Source organism: Aurantimonas aggregata, assembly GCF_010500835.1.
GTDB classification, from domain to species: domain Bacteria; phylum Pseudomonadota; class Alphaproteobacteria; order Rhizobiales; family Rhizobiaceae; genus Aurantimonas; species Aurantimonas aggregata.
In genome coordinates this window covers 1-15,185 of sequence record NZ_JAAAMJ010000005.1, presented here as the reverse complement: position 1 = coordinate 15,185, position 15,185 = coordinate 1, and the positions used below count along the sequence as shown (strand labels likewise).

Below are 15,185 nucleotides of genomic sequence, written 5' to 3'. Positions count from 1 at the left end.
CGGGGAGGGGCGAAAGCCGCCGCTCCCCCGTTACCCTCGGCACGCCGGCAGGTTGCGTCACGGGCGCTTCCTAGCCCTCCTGGAACGCCGCGACGAACGCCGGCGCAGCCTCGGCGACCGCCGCCAGCGAATAGCCGCCTTCCTGCACGATCACCGTCGGCAATTTCATGTTCGCCAGCAGTTTCCCGACGCGCGGGTAGGCGGCCGTGGTGACGTCGAGCTTCGACAGCGGGTCGTCGCGATGCGCGTCCCAGCCGGCGGAGAGCACTAACGCCTCGGCGCCAAATCGTTCGGCGGCTTCCGCGAGCTTCTCGACCGCCGCAACGAAGGCGTCGTCGCCTGAACCAGGCCCCAGCGGCAGGTTGAGGTTGAAGCCTTCGCCTGCGCCGACGCCGCGCTCTTCCGCGTAGCCGAAGAAATGCGGGTAGTAGGCCGACGGATCGGTGTGGGTCGAGCCGACGAAAACGTCATCGCGGTCGTAGAAGATCGCCTGTGTGCCGTCGCCGTGATGGGTATCGAAGTCGATGATGGCGACGCGGGCATAGCGCTGGCGCAGAAGCTGTGCGGCGATCGCGGCATTGTTCAGAAAGCAGAAGCCGTTGGCCCGGTCCGGATAGGCGTGGTGACCGGGCGGCCGGCTGAGCGCGAAGGCCGATGTCTCACCGTCCAGCACCGCCTGCGCCGCCGACGCCGCGGAAGCTGCCGATGCGAGCGCCGCGCCGAACGTGCCCGCCGTCATCGCGCAGGAGAGGTCGCCGATGTACCAGCCGGCCTGGCCGAGTATCCCCGTCGTGCGGGGCCGCGGCCGGGCACCGAGCTGCGTCGCGCCGGAATAGAACGGGTGGACGTTCGGCAGGACTTCCGGCCCGGCATTCGGCAGTGCCTGGAACCGCTCGAAGGCCGATTCGAGGAATTCGACATAGTGGTCGGCATGGACACCGGTCACGGTCTCGCGCGCGATCGGTGCCGGCAATTCTGCCACGAGGCCGAGTTCGGCCAGCGAAGCGATCAGCGTCTCGCCGCGCTCGGGGTTCTCCAGCGGTTTGATCAGCTTTCCATGAACGCCGTATTGGGTGGGGCGATGAGCGAGCTGCTCGGGCGAAAAGAACAGGCGCATGCGGGTCAGCCTTTGCGGATACCGATGACGGGACCGCCGGTCGCGACGGCCGCCGGCCGCTGATGACCAGCGCGAATGTCTTGCCGCCATACGGTCGTTGAGTCGCCCATCCATGGCAAGCCGATCCGGCCGGCAGGCAAGCGGCGAGGGATGCCATCGGCAGCGCTGACCTGCGTCGATGGGCGCTAGTCGAAGGTCCGGCCGTTCCACCGTACGGAGCCTTCGCTGCCGCCATGGGCGTACATCGAGATGTCGGGCACGTCGCCCGGGCCGACGGCGACGCCGCCGCCCAGCATCTCCAGCACGGGCTGGAGCAGCGGCCCGCGCCGGACGTAGAAATGCACCGAACAGACCTGCATCCCGCAGAACAGGCTGCGCCCGGTATGGCCGCCGCCGGTGCAGGCGATCGCCTCGTGCGCGATGATTAGGTCCGCCGCGCCGTCTCCGGTGAGGTCACGCTCGATGACGCCGGCGGGCTCGATCGTGCCACGGCCGCCATTGCAGGCTTCGGCAATCTGCTCGGCGACCAGATAGTCGGCGGCCCGGGACCTTGCCTCGGCCGATGCGGTCCAGGCGAGAAGGACGATCAGAGGCAGAAGGGTGCGCTTCATGGGCCGGTCTCGATCCCGGTTATGGAGATCGTCATGCTGCCGTCTTCCCGCGACGCTTACAAGCAACCCGTCCGCGCTCTTGCGTCGACGGAAGTGCTCGGCTTTTGTGCTGGCGAGGCGAGGGAGTGATCATGACGGCAGGTGGATCGATCGTTTGGAATCGGCGCGAGCTGACCCGAGCATGCGGGTCATGAGTGCCAGCGACCGTGCCGCTGCCGTCGGACAAGGTCGTCCGGGTTCGCCCCTCGAGGTCTTTCGCGTCTTCCTCGTGCTGGGGTTCACCTCGTTCGGCGGGCCGGTCGCCCATATCGGCTATTTTCGCGAGGCCTTCGTGGTGCGCCGGCAATGGCTCGGCGACCGGGCCTATGCCGATCTCGTCGCGCTCTGTCAGTTCCTGCCGGGGCCGGCGTCGAGCCAGGTGGGCATGGCGATCGGGTTGCAGCGAGCGGGCTACCTCGGCCTCCTGGCTGCCTGGACGGCCTTCACGCTCCCATCGGCCATCCTGCTCGTCGCCTTCGCCTACGGCGCCTCGGCGCTCGGCGCGGATGGCGGTTCGGGCTGGATCGAAGGCTTGAAGGCCGCCGCCGTCGCCGTCGTGGCGCACGCCGTGCTGGGCATGGCGCGGACCCTGACGCCGGATCGCGAGCGCGCCGCCATCGCCGTCGCCGGCATGGTGCTGGCGCTGCTGATCCCGTCCGCAGGGGGCCAAGTGCTCGTCATCGCCCTCGGCGCCGTGCTCGGATTGGCTTGGCTGCGCGGCGTTGCACCGGGAACGTCGGATTCGGGCGGGTTGGAAGTGCCTGTGAGCCGCGCCGCCGCGTTCGGCGCTCTGGCGATGTTCGCCGCGCTTCTCGTTCTGCTGCCGGTCCTCTCGGCGACGACCGGCAGCGCTGCCGTGACGCTTTTCGACGGGTTCTACCGCGCCGGCGCGCTGGTGTTCGGCGGCGGCCACGTGGTCCTGCCGCTGCTGCAGGCGGAAGTCGTCGATCCCGGCCTCGTCAGCCGCGACGCATTCCTCGCCGGCTACGGCGCGGCGCAGGCGGTGCCGGGCCCGTTGTTCTCCTTTGCGGCCTATCTCGGGGCAGTCATGAACGCGCCGCCGACGGGAATCGCCGGCGCGGCCATCGCGCTCGTCGCCATCTTCCTGCCGTCGGCGCTGCTGATCGTCGGCGCCCTGCGGTTCTGGGAGCGGCTGCGGCGCGCACCGCTGTCGCAGCGGGCGCTGGCCGGAGTGAACGCGGCGGTGGTCGGGCTGCTCGCAGCCGCGCTCTACGACCCGGTCTTCACCGAGGGCGTCACCTCGAAGGGCACGATGGCGATCGCCGCGGTCGCGTTCGTGCTGCTGGCGTCATGGCGGGTGCCAGCCTGGGCGGTGGTCATCGCGGCGGGCGTTGCCGGTTTCGTCGCCCTCTGACGCGCCCTCGCGGACCAACGAGCGAACGGCGATGGGACGGTCAGGACCGACACGCGGAATGTCGAGCCAAACGCGCTGAAGCGCGCCGGTGGCAATCGACGGGCGCATGGTGCTTGTCCATCCCACAATGCCTGGTCGCTGGTAATCGACTTTCCGTCCCGGCAGATCGACATTGTTTCGTCGCACCCCTATCTCGCACCCATCGACCGGCGCGCACCCCGCGAAACCGGCGTTTGCTGAAAGAGGCCTCGTGAGCGACGATCCCGCCATCGTGGACTGCCTGATCGTCGGGGGCGGCCCGGCCGGCCTGACCGCGGCGCTTTATCTGAAGCGCTTCCGCCGCTCGGTGCTCGTCGTCGACGGCGGCGAGAGCCGCGCCGCCTGGATCCCCGAGAGCCACAACATCCCGTTCTTCTCGCACGGCATTTCCGGCAAGGAGATCCTCGCCCGCGAGCGCGAACATGCCGCCCGCTACGACGTCGTCGCCGAGACCGGTCGCGTTACCGACGTCCGGAAGTCGGAGGGCGGCTTCCGCGCGACGATCGAGTCGCCGAACGGAGCAGCCCGCGAGGTCGCCGCCCGGCGTGTCGTCCTGGCCACCGGCGCGGTCGATGTCGAGCCCGACCTGCCGGACGTGCCGGATGCCGTGCGCCGCGGTCTCGTGCGCTATTGCCCGATCTGCGACGGCTACGAGGCCATCGGCAAGCGCGTCGCCGTCATTGCGCGGGGCGATCGCGGCGTCGGCGAGGCGATCTTCATCCGCCGCACCTACAGCGATGACGTCACGCTGCTGACGCTGGGCGAGCAGCTGGACCTGGAGCCCGGCCAGGAAGAGGATCTACGCGAGAAAGGTGTGACGATCGTCCCTGAACCCGTTGTCGGGCTCGACCACGAGGGCGACGCGATCGGTGCAATGCGGACGGCGCAGCAGGAGTTGCACTTCGACATCCTCTATTCGGCGCTCGGCCTGCGTTACCGCTCGGAACTCGCCCTGGCGCTCGGCGCCCGCCACGACGAGCGCAAGGCGCTGTGGGTCGACGAGCACTGCCAGACCAGCGTGAAAGGGCTCTACGCCATCGGCGATGTTGTCATCGGCCTGGACCAGATCGTCGTCGGCATGGGCCAGGCAGCGTTCGCGGCGACTCACATCCACAATCGCTGCGAGTACCCGACCGAAGACGAGTAGGTCGGCCCGCACCGTTGGCGAACCCGGCTGGCAGTTCGCGACCGGTCAGGCGCCCGGCCGATTCTCTCGCCCGACCCGCGTCGCAACCTCGCTGAAGGTCGGCAGCGGACCCGTGCCGCAGAGCCGGTTGGCGACCCTGAGATAGCGGATCGGAAACAGTACGGCCTCGCGATTGGCGCCTGACAGTTCCGTCGGACGCCGCGGATCAGTACCCGCGACGGTTTCGGCTTCGGCCAGCGCCCGGTCGATTTCGTCGGCGGTGATGAGGTCCTTGTCCCGCAGCGCGCAGAGGACCGACTGCATGGCCGTGTAGAGCCCTTCAAGTTGAAGATTAGCGGTGTTCATGGCGTTTCGCCTCCCGGACGTCGGCCGCGAACGCGGCGCATGGTGAACTGGCGTCTGTTCGGAAGCCGTCCAGTGGGACACACCAAGGCCGAAAGCCGGTGTCGGTCGCCAGATGGCGTCTCATGCGGCATTGCGGCGAGCACCGGTCCGGGCTTTGCTGTGCTGCGGCAATTCGCGAGGGATCATCGGTGGAATCAGTCAAGCGCAACGTCATTGCCGGCATCCTGACGCTGATCCCGGTCGTGGTGACGATCTGGATCCTCAACCTGGTCCTGACGACGCTCATCGGCTTCGGGCGGCCGCTGGTGCTGGCGCTTGCCTTCTGGGCGCAATCCTATTCGCCGTGGCTTGCCGATCTGCTGCGCGCCGACGTCTTCCAGTCGGTGCTGGCGCTGACCCTCGTCCTGGTCGGGCTCTACGTCCTCGGCGCGCTGACCCAGGCCGTGATCGGACGCAAGGTCATCTCTTTGGTCAACCGGATGATCGAGCGGCTGCCCTTCGTGCGCAGTCTCTACAGCTCCGTCCGCCGGATGCTGGAGGTGTTCCAGTCGACCGAGGCCAACATGCAGCGCGTCGTGCTGATCAGCTTCCCCAATTCCGGCATGCGCACGCTCGGCTTCGTCACCCGGACCTTCGCCGATGCCGGGGACCCGGAGCGGCTGCTCGCCGCCGTGTACGTGCCGACGGCGCCCAACCCGACCTCGGGCTTCATCGAGATCGTGCCGGTCGACGATCTGACCTATGTCGACTGGACGGCCGACGAGGCGATGCAGTTCATCGTCTCGGCCGGTGCGACGGCACCGGACCAGGTCCCGTTCAGCGGCAACCAAGCGGCTCCCGCCACGCTGCCCTGACATCGACCGCTAGCCCATCCGGGCGTTCCGCCACATCAGCGCGATGAAGAAGATGCCACCGGCAAGGCCCGTGATGATGCCGATCGGCACGTCCTGCGGCGGGATGACCAAGCGTGCGACGAGGTCGGCGAGGATCAGGAAGATGGCCCCCACCAGCGCCGTCAGCGGCAGGACGCGGCGATAGTCCCCGCCGACGATCATCCGTACGACATGCGGGATCATCAGCCCGACGAAGGAGATGACCCCCGAGAACGCCACGGCCGTTCCGGTGAGTATCGCGCAGACGACGAAGACCACCATCCGGAAGCGTGACGCCGGAACGCCGAGCGTCGTTGCCGATTCGTCGCCGAGCGTCATCGCGTTGAACTGGCTCGCCTGCAGCAGGAGCCAGGCACCGCAGAGGAAGAGCGCGGCAAGCGGGTAGGGCAGTTGCGACCACTGGGCCAGACCGAGGCCACCCAGCATCCAGAAGATCACCGTGTGTGCGGCACGGGGATCGCCCAGGAAGATCCCGAGGCTGCCTGCTGAAGTTATGATGAAGGAGACGGCGACGCCGGTCAGCACCAGCCGGCTGGCATTCGTCGCCTGGACGGTATTGGCGATGACCACGACCAGCGCGGTTGTCGCCAGGGCGCCGGCGAAGGCGAACAGCGGTACCGTGACCGGCCCGAGGAACAGGCCGGTGTGCAGCAGCACGATGATCGCGCCGAGCGCGGCGCCTGACGAGATGCCGAGGAGATGCGGATCGGCCAGCGGGTTGCGCGTGACCGATTGCAGGGCGGCGCCGACCAGCGCCAGGCTGGCGCCGATGATCGCGCCGAGAATCACGCGGGGAAGGCGAACCTCCCACACGATATTCTCTCGCCCTGCCGACCAGGTGACCGGGACGAGATCCGGCACCAGCCGGTTGGCGACGACCCCGGACACGACATCGAGGGGGATCGAGACCGCACCGATGCTGACCGCCAGCGCCATGACGCAGAGCAGCAGCAGGCAGAGAGCGGCGACGACCCAGCCCAGATGGTGGAGGATGGCGTGTCGGGAACCGTGAACGAGATGCTTGTGGGACATGGGCAGAGGCGGCAGCCGGCGTAGCGACGATCGCGCTGTCATCCTTGCGGGTGGCGGAAGTAGGCGGCGAGCTTCTTCACCGCCTCGATATTGCGGGGACCGGGGGTTGCCTCGACATATTCCAGCACGACGAAGCGATCGTTCCTGACGGCGGGAATGTCCCTAAAGGCCGGATTGCCCTTCATGAAGGCGATCTTCTGGTCGGCGGTGACGTCGCCGTAATTGACGATGACGATGATTTCCGGCGTGCGCTCGATGACCGGCTCCCAGCCTATGGAGACCCAGCTGGTCTCGACGTCGGCCATGATGTTGGTGCCGCCCGCCGCCTCGATCAGCGCCGTCGGCATCGCGTAGCCGCCGGCCGTGAAAGGTTTGTCCTCGCCCGAATCGTAGACGAATACCTTCGGTGGCATCCGATCGTCAGGGAGGCTCGCGGCCAGGCTTTCCAGTTCCTGCTTGTACCCGTCGACCAGCGAGGCTGCCCGCTCCTCGACCCCGAAGATGCGACCGAGATTGATGAGGTCGACATAGAGATCGTCCATCGACGCCTTTGGCTTCTCCATGATGTGGATGCAGCTCTCGGTGAGTGCGTAGACGGGGATTTCGAAGGGTGCCAGCGTATCCGGCGTGACCTCGCCGCCGACCCGCATGCCGTAGTTCCAGCCGGCGAAGTAGAAATCGGCGTCTGCGCCGAGGAGCACTTCCTTGGTGGGATAGTCGGGCGTGAGCTCCGGCAGCGCCTTGGCGGCATCGCGCAGAGCCTCGTCGAGCTTGTACCAGCCGGAGACGCCGGTGTAGCCGGCCATGCGGTCGTCCAGGCCGAGCACCAGCATCATCTCGGTGAGGTTCACGTCGTTCGAGACCGCCCGGGCCGGGGCTGCCTCGAAGGTCAAGGCCTTGCCGCAACTCTCCACGGTGACCGGAAAGTCCGAGGCGGCAGCCCCGGTCGCTCCGAATGCGAGCGCGGCGATGATGGCTGAGCGTTCAAGCATAGGTATCCCCTGCCGTTTCTGGATCATTGAGGTGGAAGGAAAAGCGCGGCTGCCCGGTCACGGGATGACGGTCGATGCTCGTGCCGACCGCAAAGGTCGAGCTAATCGCTGCCGGCGTCAAAACGTCGAGCGGCGCGCCGAACGCAGCCATCCGCCCTGCGTGAAGAACGAGGACACTGTCCGCGTGCGACGAGGCAAGGGCGAGGTCGTGGATTGAGACCACGACGGTCACCGGCAGGGCGCGCAGCATCGCCAGCACCTCGAGCTGATGGCGGATGTCGAGATGGTTGGTCGGCTCGTCGAGGATGAGCAGGTCCGGTTTCTGCACCAGCGCCCGCGCCACCATCACGCGCTGCTTCTCGCCGCCGGAGAGGGTCGCCAGATCGCGCCCGGCGAGATGCGTCAGCTGCATCAGCGCCAGCGCGTCCTCGACGGGTTCGTAGTCCGTTCGGGCCCACGATCGACGATGCGGCGTTAAACCGAGCTCGATGATCTCGGCGACGGTCAGCCCGAAATCGGACGCCGGCTCCTGCAGCACGGTGGCGACACGACGGGCGCAGTCGCGCGCCGACAGGCTCCACAGGTCTTGGCCGTCGAGCGAGGCCGTTCCAGTGGTCGGGCGGTGGTAGCGATAGAGGCAACGCAGCAGCGACGACTTGCCGGCGCCGTTAGGGCCGACGACAGCCAGCGTTTCGCCGGGTGCCACGTCGAACGAGATGCCCGAGATGATGGGCTCGGACCGGTCAACGCCCCAGGTGAGATCGCGAGCGGCCAGCGCGGCGGGGCGATCACCGAGGAGGTGCCTAGAGATCATCATGGCAGCGGCCCGCGTCGAGCCATCCGCTGCCCGGCGACGAGGTCGCCATGCACGAAACAGGATTCGGTATAGTCAGCATTCCATCCCCCTCGGCGCACCCCGGCCGGGTTTCGTTCGTGTCGAAGGCAGGTCTCCTGGCTCGCGGGTCACGGCGCCTTCGAACCTTCCCAGCCTTCCGGCCAGTGGCGTTCTCGAAGGAGCTATCCGCTCACAGTTGCGGGGGCAGCCACGGATTTGCGTCCTGTAGGGACGTCGCACCGTATTCCCTTTTCATCCCCATCCGCCTCGAAGGCGGGCGGGGAACCGTTCGACGGCACGGTATGGAGCGGTCGGAGGCGGGCTGTCAATCACCGTTTCGGCATCCTCTGGGAGAGCGTTTTCAGCGCGAGCGGCTCGATCGGGGCTGGTCATTTGTATTGTTATACCGTAACAAATGGGCATTGCAGCCTGGAGATTGAGAACATGAACGGTCTGACATCCGTGACGAAACTGCTGTTCGGGGCGACGGCTCTTGGCGCTTTGGCGATGGGGAGCGCTGCGGCGCAGGACCACGCCCACGACCGCGGCGCCGAGACGCATTACCGGCTGTTCATCGGCGATCATGTCGACGGCGTCGTCCGCGCCGTCGAAGTCGAGGACGGGTCCAGCGCTGGGGAGTTCGCGATCGAACAGACGCCGGCATTGTACCCAAGCGCCAGTGGCCGCACGATCTTCGCTGTGCAGGGTGATGCCGGCAAGGTGGCAGTCATCGCAACGGGCATCTCGTTCGAAGACCATGGCGACCACGGCGACATCGACGTCGGCGACGCCAGGCTGCTGCCCACCACGATCGAAGGCGTCAAGCCGGCGCATGTGATCGAGGGCTCGGGCACGATCGCGGTCTTCGACGACGGGAGCGGCAACATCACGCTCTTTCCCGAGAGCCAACTCCTGGATGGCAAGTTCCAGCCGCGCACCCTGACGCCGGGAGCGGCGCATCATGGCCTCGCCGCGCCGATGGGCGATTTCCTCGTGGTCTCCGTGCCCGGCGCGGATCCGGAAGCGCCGCGCGTTGGGCTGATGGTGCTCGATGCGGAGGGTGAGCGGGTCGGCGAAATCGTCGCGTGCCCCGGCGTGCACGGCCAGGCGCAGTCGGCCCGGGTCTTCGCCTTCGGTTGCAAGGACGGGATCGTCGTCGCGACCCCATCGCGTGGATCAGCAGCGCCGACGCTCGAGCACATCGCAACGGCCGATCTCGGCGAGGGCAACGTGTCGACCCTCAAGGGCGGAACCGCGATGCAGTTCTTCCTCGGCAATTACGGGCCGAGCGCCGTCGTGGTGATCGAGCCGGGCGCGGACGAGGTATTCCGCAAAATCGACCTGCCAACCCGGCGCGTCGACTTCGCCCTCGATCCGGCCAAGCCGCGCGACGCCTACATCCTGACCGAGGACGGACAGCTGCATCATCTGGACGTCGTCTCGGGCACGATCGAGAAGAGCGCGCGGGTGACGGAACCCTATTCGATGGATGGCCACTGGCGCGATCCGCGTCCGCGCCTTGCCGTCGCAGGGGACCACATCGCCATCACCGATCCGCGCGAAGGGTTGGTGCGGCTCGTGTCGAGCGACAATTTCGAGGAAGAGCGGACCATCGCGGTCGAGGGCGTGCCCTACACGATCGTCGCGGTCGGCGGGTCGGGTGCGACGCACTGAACCCAGGTTGAGCGATCACGAGGCCGGGTTCGGCCCCGTGATCTGAGAAAGCCGAGCCGGAAGGCGCCGCTAGGCGACGGGTCCTGCCGCGCTGCGCACGACCACCGTCGCGCCCACGGGCACGCGGCTCTCGAGATCGATGACGTCCTGGTTGAACATCCGGATACAGCCGGACGACACCGAGCGACCGATGGTCGAGGGCTCGTTGGTGCCGTGGATGCGGTAATAGGTGTCGCGGCCGCCGCGGTAGAGATAGAGGGCACGGGCGCCAAGCGGGTTGCCGAGCCCGCCTTCGAGGCCGCCGGCATAGGGGCCGAAGCGCTCCGGCTCGCGGCGAAGCATGTTGGCGGTGGGCGTCCAGCCGGGCCATTCGGCCTTGCGCGCGACCGTGGCATTGCCGGCAAAGGCGAAGCCGGCCTTGCCGACACCGACGCGGTAGCGCAGCGCCTTGCCGTTTTCCCCGACGAGATAGAGGAAATGCGCAGCCGGATCGACGACGATCGTGCCGGGCGCTTCCGAGCCGTAGAAATCGACCACCTGCCGGACGTTCTCGTCGGTGAGGAACGTGGCCGGGATCGCCGGAATATTGCGGCCATTGTCTTCGAACGCGGCGTAGCGGGAATCGCCGACGAGGCCAGGGGCGGCATAGCCGAGGATGGCACGCGGCGCGTCAGTGACGGTCGAGCAGCCGCCGAGCATGAGCAGCGTCACGGCGAGGAGGCCGGCGCGATGGATGTTGTTGACGATCATGTCGTTCCTGCTCCGCCTTGGCGCTGTCGGTCTTTTCACCCGCGGGTTTCGCGAGTCGGTCCCGGAATGCAGCGTGGCCAGCGGCCCGCATCGGGATGAGTGTTGCCTGACAGCGCGCTCACGCTGGGCTAGCGCAGGTCCCTGATCTGTCAGGATATCGTCGAATTCGAGATCGTCGCCGCCGGGTGACGGAAAGCTGTGCCGAAAACCGCAAAGAGGCGCGCGATGTTGTCGCCATGCAACGGTTCGCTTGCCATTCCGCAGCGCCAGCACGACGTCTCGGTACATTCGCGGGACGACCACGACGGTCGTCCCGCTGGCGTGCCTTGCATCAAATTCCGATCAGACGGCCATCGGTGCCGCGCGGGACGGCAGGACGACGATCGGCGTGCCGTCCGGCACGCGATCATGAAGATCGGCGACGTCCTGGTTGAGCATCCGGATGCAGCCCGACGAGACGGCGCGGCCGATCGACCATTCCTGGTGCGTGCCGTGAATGCGGTAGAGCGTGTCCTTGCCGTCCTGGAAGATGTACAGCGCCCGCGAGCTCAACGGGTTGGTCAGGCTGGGCGGCATGCCGCCATTGGCGATCGAGTAGGGCTGGAGCTCCGGCTGGCGCGCCACCATCTCGTCCGGCGGAGTCCATTTCGGCCATTTGCGCTTGTACTGAACGCGCGCACGGCCCGACCAGGAAAACCCGTCACGGCCGACGCCGATGCCGTAGCGCATCGCCGAGCCGTCGGCCTGGGTGAAGTAGAGGTACTTCGCGTCCGTATCGACGACCAGCGTGCCGGGCGGCTCGTTGGTGGTGTTCGGCACCTGGGTGCGCCAGAACGCCGGATCGACCTTGGAGACGTCGACCGCCGGAACGAAGAACTGCTCGTTCGGCATCGCGTCGTACATCATCGGGCGTGGCGGTGTCGGCGGCGGCGCTGCCGGGGTCGGCGCGACGGTCGCCGCAGGCGGCGTGCTCACGCAGCCCGACAGCGCCAGGGTCGACAGGCCGAGCAAAAGATGGCGCCGGGAGAAGGCGCTTTTTGGGAAGGACAAGGAAGAGGTCTCCTGCAATGCAAGCGGCGAAGGCGCCATGTCGGTCGCGTCGTCGGGCGTGAGCCCGACTCGTCGTTCCGCGATCATGACCGTCAGTCGTTACCAATATTGTCGCGGCGAGGGCGGACACGTGTCGGTGAGGCAACTGTTTGTTGCCAAAAGGCCTCAGCTACCTGGTCGGGCAGCAGCCCATTTCAGCAGCGCATCGAGCGACGGACACAGGGACTGGCCCCAGTCGGTCAACCCGTACTCGACCTTCGGCGGGACCTGGTGGTGGACAAGCCGGGTGACAATGCCGTCGGCCTCCATCTGGCGGAGCTGCTGGATCAGCATCTTCTGCGAGATCGCGGGGATGGCCCGCTCGAGATCGGAAAACCGCAGGAGCTTGCCGCCGAAGAGGTGAAACAGGATCACCAGCTTCCAGCGCCCCTCCAGCATCCGGATCACTTCCTCGACCCCGGAAGCGGCAGAAATGGGGGTATGCTCGACTGGCTTACTCGGGGGTAAGTACCCGACTTCTTCGTGCGTACTTGTCATCGGACTGGCTTATGGCGATTTCTTTTTCATCGCAACAGGCGCGTCGCGCCTGACGCCAAGGAGAGCTTGATGACGATCCTGCCGAAACCCATCGAAGCCTATTTCGCGAGTGCGCCGGACGCTGATTTCGATGCACTGGCCGCCATCTTCACCGAAGATGCCGTCGTGCACGACGAAGGCAAGCAACATGAAGGCATCGCCGCGATCCGGGCCTGGCGTCTCGATACGATGCAGCGCACGCCCTTCACGTCACGGCCGCTTTCCGTCGAGACCAGGAACGACGAGATGATCGTGCCGGCGGAGGTCACAGGCGCGTTTCCCGGAAGTCCGGTGACGCTCGACCACGCCTTCACGCTACGCGACGGTCGGATCGCTTTGCTGGCGATCAAGTGATGGCCGGCTGGATCGACCTTGCCGGTCATCGTGCCGTCGTGACCGGCGGGACCAAGGGGGTCGGCAGAGCCGTCGTCCTGGCCTTGATCGCCGCCGGTGCCCGCGTCGCAACGAGCGCCCGGTCGAAACCGGACGATCTGCCGGAAGCGGTTCATTTCGTGGCCGCCGACCTGATGACGCCCGCCGGCTGCGCCGAACTCGCAGGATTCGCGGAGGCAACGATGGGGGGCGTCGACATTCTCGTCAACGTGGTGGGCGGCTCGAGCGCGCCCGGCGGCGGCTTCTCAGCCCTCGACGACGCGACCTGGACGCGGGAACTCGACCAGAACCTGATGGCGGCGGTTCGGCTCGACCGGGCCCTGGTTCCCGGCATGACGGACCGTGGCCACGGCGTTGTGATCCACGTCACCTCGATCCAGCACGAACTCCCCTTGCCGGAATCCACCATGGCGTACGCGGCGGCCAAGGCCGCGCTGGCGACCTACAGCAAGGCCTTGTCGAAAGAGGTGACGCCGAAGGGAGTGCGCGTCGTCCGCGTCTCGCCGGGCTGGGTGGAGACGGATGCCGCGGTCCGGCTCGCGGAGCGTCTCGCCGACCAGGCCGGAACCGACTACGAGGGCGGCCAGAAGATCATCATGGACAGCCTGGGCGGCATTCCGCTGGGCCGTCCCGCGAGGCCGGGCGAGGTGGCGGACCTCATTGCATTCCTGGTATCGCCGCGCGCCGCCGCGATCACCGGCACGGAATACGTGATCGACGGAGGCACGGTTCCGACCGTGTGACGCACCGCTCCGGAGAACTTCCCGCCACCAGGCGATGCATGGCGGTCTCGTTCACGGCCCGTATGGCATTCGGCAAGCTACCAGGGCGACAGGGAAGTCAGCCCGCCCGCGACGACACGAAATCCAGCCTGTCCGGCCGCGGCCAGGCGCGAGGAGACGGCTTCGACGAGGCCTGTTTCCCCGCCTCGCGTCGCGGTCACCTGCACTTTCTCCTCGACGTATCGCGTAATCTGGATGGCGGGAGCCGCAGGCGAAGGCGTCGCGTCCGGGAAAGCGCGGTTGGCGGCCAGCAGCGGATCCTGCGACTCGCATGACGGCATGCATTGGTCGAACAGGACGACGTCGCTGGGCAGCGAAGCCTCGACGATGGGGCGGGTCGGCCCGCTGGGCGATGGCGCAACCGCCGCCTGACTCGCCAGCGCTGGCAGGCGCTGACCCTTTCCGGCAGCCATGACGCTGGCGGTCTTCAGATTGCCGCGGCCGGGGACTTCATCCCTGTCGTAGCGGGGCTCGGCCGGAACGCCCGACACGGCCGGCACATGCATCTCTCCCCCCAGCGGCCACAGCAGTGAGGGGAGATCGACGTTCACCGCAAGCGTCAGGCCAACCATGACGGTTCCCGATATCAGCGTCTGGATCCCCAGCCGGCGGCCAGGATGCTTCGCCGTGCTGATCGTCAGTCGTCCCTTCAAGGGCCCCTCCCGTTCTGTCGATGGAGGATAGCTACCCGGAATCTGCGGTCGATTTTCGGCCTTGACGTTAAGATATGTAACGGTGGGTTCTCAGGATCGACGTTCGGGCAAACGGGAACACGATCTGGCAGCCAGCCCGCAGGTCACGCGCGCAACGCCTTCTCCAGCTCGGCCTTGGACATCTTCGAGCGTCCCGCGATGTCGCGCCGTTTGGCCTCGCCATAGAGATCGGCCTTGCTCGCAGCCCCGCCGCGATCCCGGGCGGTCTTCTTCGCGATGTCCTTCGGCTGGGCAGAGAACTGGCGACCCTTCTTTGTGTCGCGCTGCTTCTTGTCGCTGGTGCGCTGGTATTCCGCGTCGCTCAGATGCGCGCGGGCCTTCTTCGGCAGATAGCGCTCGCCGCTCTTGCCGCTCTCGGCCCCGGACTTGGTGCCCCAGTCCTCGTCGGTCCATTGCTGCAGGCTGTTGTCGTCGGCCTTTTCGCCGACATAGCCGCCGCCGGCCGCCTGGTATTCATGCGTCGCCAGCTGCGCCTTGCGCGCCGACCACTGCCCCGGCTTGCCGCCCTTGGACCCCTTCGTGACCTTCGCCTTCACCTTTTCCCAGAGCTTGGGATCGCTCTTCTCCGCCGTCTCCGTCATCGCCGTCCTCCCGCGTCGGTTGGTTCGGTGTAGAACGTCGAACGGAAGGGAAGGATGCCAGAGGGAGGGTGCCGCGACACTCTGGCGGAGAGGGGGCTTGCTCATTTTTGCGGCTTATACCAACGTGCGCTGATCAGAACTCATGCGCCCAGTCCCGCATTCCGATTGAGATGATTTTCCAGGGCTGATCGACGAGCTTGTTCCAAGCGTCACAGCAGTGGGCGACGATGTCGTCGTAGTC

General features: G+C 67.1%; 17 protein-coding genes and 1 riboswitch. Of the genes, 6 read left to right on the top strand and 11 right to left on the bottom strand.

The genetic code is table 11. The annotated features are described in order from the left end of the window. Window positions 1-70: 70 nt before the first annotated feature. Together GTW51_RS09035 and GTW51_RS09030 are read right to left on the bottom strand one after the other, a co-directional pair. On the bottom strand, window positions 71-1,117 hold the full coding sequence (locus GTW51_RS09035; RefSeq protein ID WP_163043598.1) for a histone deacetylase family protein: 1,047 nt from the start codon (window positions 1,115-1,117) through the stop codon (window positions 71-73). A 185-nt stretch (window positions 1,118-1,302) separates the two neighbouring features. After that, window positions 1,303-1,728 (bottom strand): hypothetical protein, encoded by a 426-nt coding sequence (locus GTW51_RS09030; RefSeq protein ID WP_163043597.1) that lies wholly within the window; start codon window positions 1,726-1,728, stop codon window positions 1,303-1,305. Between the two features lie 190 nt (window positions 1,729-1,918). On the opposite strand from GTW51_RS09030, the gene chrA reads away from it, so the two are divergent. Both chrA and GTW51_RS09020 read left to right on the top strand, forming a co-directional pair. Then, entirely contained in the window at window positions 1,919-3,142 is a 1,224-nt protein-coding gene (gene chrA, locus GTW51_RS09025; RefSeq protein WP_163043596.1) for a chromate efflux transporter, read from the top strand. A gap of 250 nt (window positions 3,143-3,392) precedes the next feature. Beyond that, on the top strand, window positions 3,393-4,328 hold the full coding sequence (locus GTW51_RS09020; RefSeq protein WP_163043595.1) for an FAD-dependent oxidoreductase: 936 nt from the start codon (window positions 3,393-3,395) through the stop codon (window positions 4,326-4,328). Between the two features lie 45 nt (window positions 4,329-4,373). Here GTW51_RS09020 and GTW51_RS09015 read toward each other — a convergent pair whose 3' ends face one another. Then, window positions 4,374-4,673, bottom strand: a complete 300-nt coding sequence (locus GTW51_RS09015; protein WP_163043594.1) for a hypothetical protein — start codon at window positions 4,671-4,673, stop codon at window positions 4,374-4,376. Window positions 4,674-4,861: 188 nt separating this feature from the next. On the opposite strand from GTW51_RS09015, the gene GTW51_RS09010 reads away from it, so the two are divergent. Further along, complete coding sequence (locus GTW51_RS09010) at window positions 4,862-5,527, top strand: DUF502 domain-containing protein (RefSeq protein WP_163043593.1); 666 nt, start codon at window positions 4,862-4,864, stop codon at window positions 5,525-5,527. Window positions 5,528-5,536: 9 nt separating this feature from the next. On the opposite strand, the gene GTW51_RS09005 is transcribed toward GTW51_RS09010, so the two are convergent. The 3 genes from GTW51_RS09005 to GTW51_RS08995 are packed head-to-tail and all read right to left on the bottom strand — an operon-like array spanning window position 5,537 to window position 8,407. After that, window positions 5,537-6,598: a FecCD family ABC transporter permease gene (locus GTW51_RS09005; protein WP_163043592.1), complete on the bottom strand. Its 1,062-nt coding sequence runs from the start codon at window positions 6,596-6,598 to the stop codon at window positions 5,537-5,539. Between the two features lie 38 nt (window positions 6,599-6,636). Beyond that, the gene (locus tag GTW51_RS09000; protein WP_163043591.1) at window positions 6,637-7,590 is read right to left on the bottom strand and encodes an ABC transporter substrate-binding protein; all 954 of its coding nucleotides are present in this window, start codon (window positions 7,588-7,590) and stop codon (window positions 6,637-6,639) included. After that, entirely contained in the window at window positions 7,583-8,407 is an 825-nt protein-coding gene (locus GTW51_RS08995) for an ABC transporter ATP-binding protein (protein ID WP_163043590.1), read from the bottom strand. Before GTW51_RS08995 ends, GTW51_RS09000 begins: the two co-directional genes overlap by 8 nt. A gap of 107 nt (window positions 8,408-8,514) precedes the next feature. Beyond that, window positions 8,515-8,731, bottom strand: a riboswitch (cobalamin riboswitch). 138 nt (window positions 8,732-8,869) lie between these two features. On the opposite strand from GTW51_RS08995, the gene GTW51_RS08990 reads away from it, so the two are divergent. After that, window positions 8,870-10,099, top strand: coding sequence for a metallochaperone AztD (locus tag GTW51_RS08990; RefSeq protein WP_163043589.1), 1,230 nt, complete (start codon window positions 8,870-8,872; stop codon window positions 10,097-10,099). A gap of 69 nt (window positions 10,100-10,168) precedes the next feature. On the opposite strand, the gene GTW51_RS08985 is transcribed toward GTW51_RS08990, so the two are convergent. The 3 genes from GTW51_RS08985 to GTW51_RS08975 form a co-directional block, all read right to left on the bottom strand. Next, the gene (locus tag GTW51_RS08985; RefSeq protein WP_246232850.1) at window positions 10,169-10,849 is read right to left on the bottom strand and encodes a L,D-transpeptidase; all 681 of its coding nucleotides are present in this window, start codon (window positions 10,847-10,849) and stop codon (window positions 10,169-10,171) included. A gap of 342 nt (window positions 10,850-11,191) precedes the next feature. Beyond that, on the bottom strand, window positions 11,192-11,899 hold the full coding sequence (locus GTW51_RS08980) for a L,D-transpeptidase (protein WP_484463063.1): 708 nt from the start codon (window positions 11,897-11,899) through the stop codon (window positions 11,192-11,194). A gap of 165 nt (window positions 11,900-12,064) precedes the next feature. After that, entirely contained in the window at window positions 12,065-12,436 is a 372-nt protein-coding gene (locus tag GTW51_RS08975) for a winged helix-turn-helix transcriptional regulator (protein WP_163043588.1), read from the bottom strand. 69 nt (window positions 12,437-12,505) lie between these two features. On the opposite strand from GTW51_RS08975, the gene GTW51_RS08970 reads away from it, so the two are divergent. Beyond that, the gene (locus GTW51_RS08970; protein ID WP_163043587.1) at window positions 12,506-12,829 is read left to right on the top strand and encodes a nuclear transport factor 2 family protein; all 324 of its coding nucleotides are present in this window, start codon (window positions 12,506-12,508) and stop codon (window positions 12,827-12,829) included. Then, a complete protein-coding gene (locus tag GTW51_RS08965; protein ID WP_163043586.1) occupies window positions 12,829-13,611 on the top strand; it encodes an SDR family oxidoreductase in 783 nt (260 codons plus the stop codon). Before GTW51_RS08970 ends, GTW51_RS08965 begins: the two co-directional genes overlap by 1 nt. Before the next feature lie 77 nt (window positions 13,612-13,688). Here the strand turns inward: GTW51_RS08965 and GTW51_RS08960 are convergent, their stop codons facing one another. Together GTW51_RS08960 and GTW51_RS08955 are read right to left on the bottom strand one after the other, a co-directional pair. Beyond that, window positions 13,689-14,222 carry a hypothetical protein gene (locus GTW51_RS08960; RefSeq protein WP_163043585.1) on the bottom strand — a complete coding sequence of 178 codons (534 nt, stop codon included), beginning with the start codon at window positions 14,220-14,222 and terminating at the stop codon, window positions 13,689-13,691. 224 nt (window positions 14,223-14,446) lie between these two features. Next, the gene (locus tag GTW51_RS08955) at window positions 14,447-14,944 is read right to left on the bottom strand and encodes a hypothetical protein (protein WP_163043584.1); all 498 of its coding nucleotides are present in this window, start codon (window positions 14,942-14,944) and stop codon (window positions 14,447-14,449) included. Window positions 14,945-15,185: the final 241 nt, after the last annotated feature.

What these genes read in the sequence shown, in the direction of transcription:
- GTW51_RS09030 (WP_163043597.1), bottom strand. Translation starts at nt 1,728, where the DNA reads ATGAAGCGCACCCTTCTGCCTCTGATCGTCCTTCTCGCCTGGACCGCA.
- GTW51_RS08960 (WP_163043585.1), bottom strand. Translation starts at nt 14,222, where the DNA reads ATGGTTGGCCTGACGCTTGCGGTGAACGTCGATCTCCCCTCACTGCTG.
- GTW51_RS08990 (WP_163043589.1), top strand. Translation starts at nt 8,870, where the DNA reads ATGAACGGTCTGACATCCGTGACGAAACTGCTGTTCGGGGCGACGGCT.
- GTW51_RS09000 (WP_163043591.1), bottom strand. Translation starts at nt 7,590, where the DNA reads ATGCTTGAACGCTCAGCCATCATCGCCGCGCTCGCATTCGGAGCGACC.
- GTW51_RS08975 (WP_163043588.1), bottom strand. Translation starts at nt 12,436, where the DNA reads ATGACAAGTACGCACGAAGAAGTCGGGTACTTACCCCCGAGTAAGCCA.
- GTW51_RS09005 (WP_163043592.1), bottom strand. Translation starts at nt 6,598, where the DNA reads ATGTCCCACAAGCATCTCGTTCACGGTTCCCGACACGCCATCCTCCAC.
- GTW51_RS09035 (WP_163043598.1), bottom strand. Translation starts at nt 1,117, where the DNA reads ATGCGCCTGTTCTTTTCGCCCGAGCAGCTCGCTCATCGCCCCACCCAA.
- GTW51_RS08970 (WP_163043587.1), top strand. Translation starts at nt 12,506, where the DNA reads ATGACGATCCTGCCGAAACCCATCGAAGCCTATTTCGCGAGTGCGCCG.
- GTW51_RS08995 (WP_163043590.1), bottom strand. Translation starts at nt 8,407, where the DNA reads ATGATGATCTCTAGGCACCTCCTCGGTGATCGCCCCGCCGCGCTGGCC.
- GTW51_RS08965 (WP_163043586.1), top strand. Translation starts at nt 12,829, where the DNA reads ATGGCCGGCTGGATCGACCTTGCCGGTCATCGTGCCGTCGTGACCGGC.
- chrA (WP_163043596.1), top strand. Translation starts at nt 1,919, where the DNA reads ATGAGTGCCAGCGACCGTGCCGCTGCCGTCGGACAAGGTCGTCCGGGT.
- GTW51_RS08955 (WP_163043584.1), bottom strand. Translation starts at nt 14,944, where the DNA reads ATGACGGAGACGGCGGAGAAGAGCGATCCCAAGCTCTGGGAAAAGGTG.
- GTW51_RS09015 (WP_163043594.1), bottom strand. Translation starts at nt 4,673, where the DNA reads ATGAACACCGCTAATCTTCAACTTGAAGGGCTCTACACGGCCATGCAG.
- GTW51_RS08985 (WP_246232850.1), bottom strand. Translation starts at nt 10,849, where the DNA reads ATGATCGTCAACAACATCCATCGCGCCGGCCTCCTCGCCGTGACGCTG.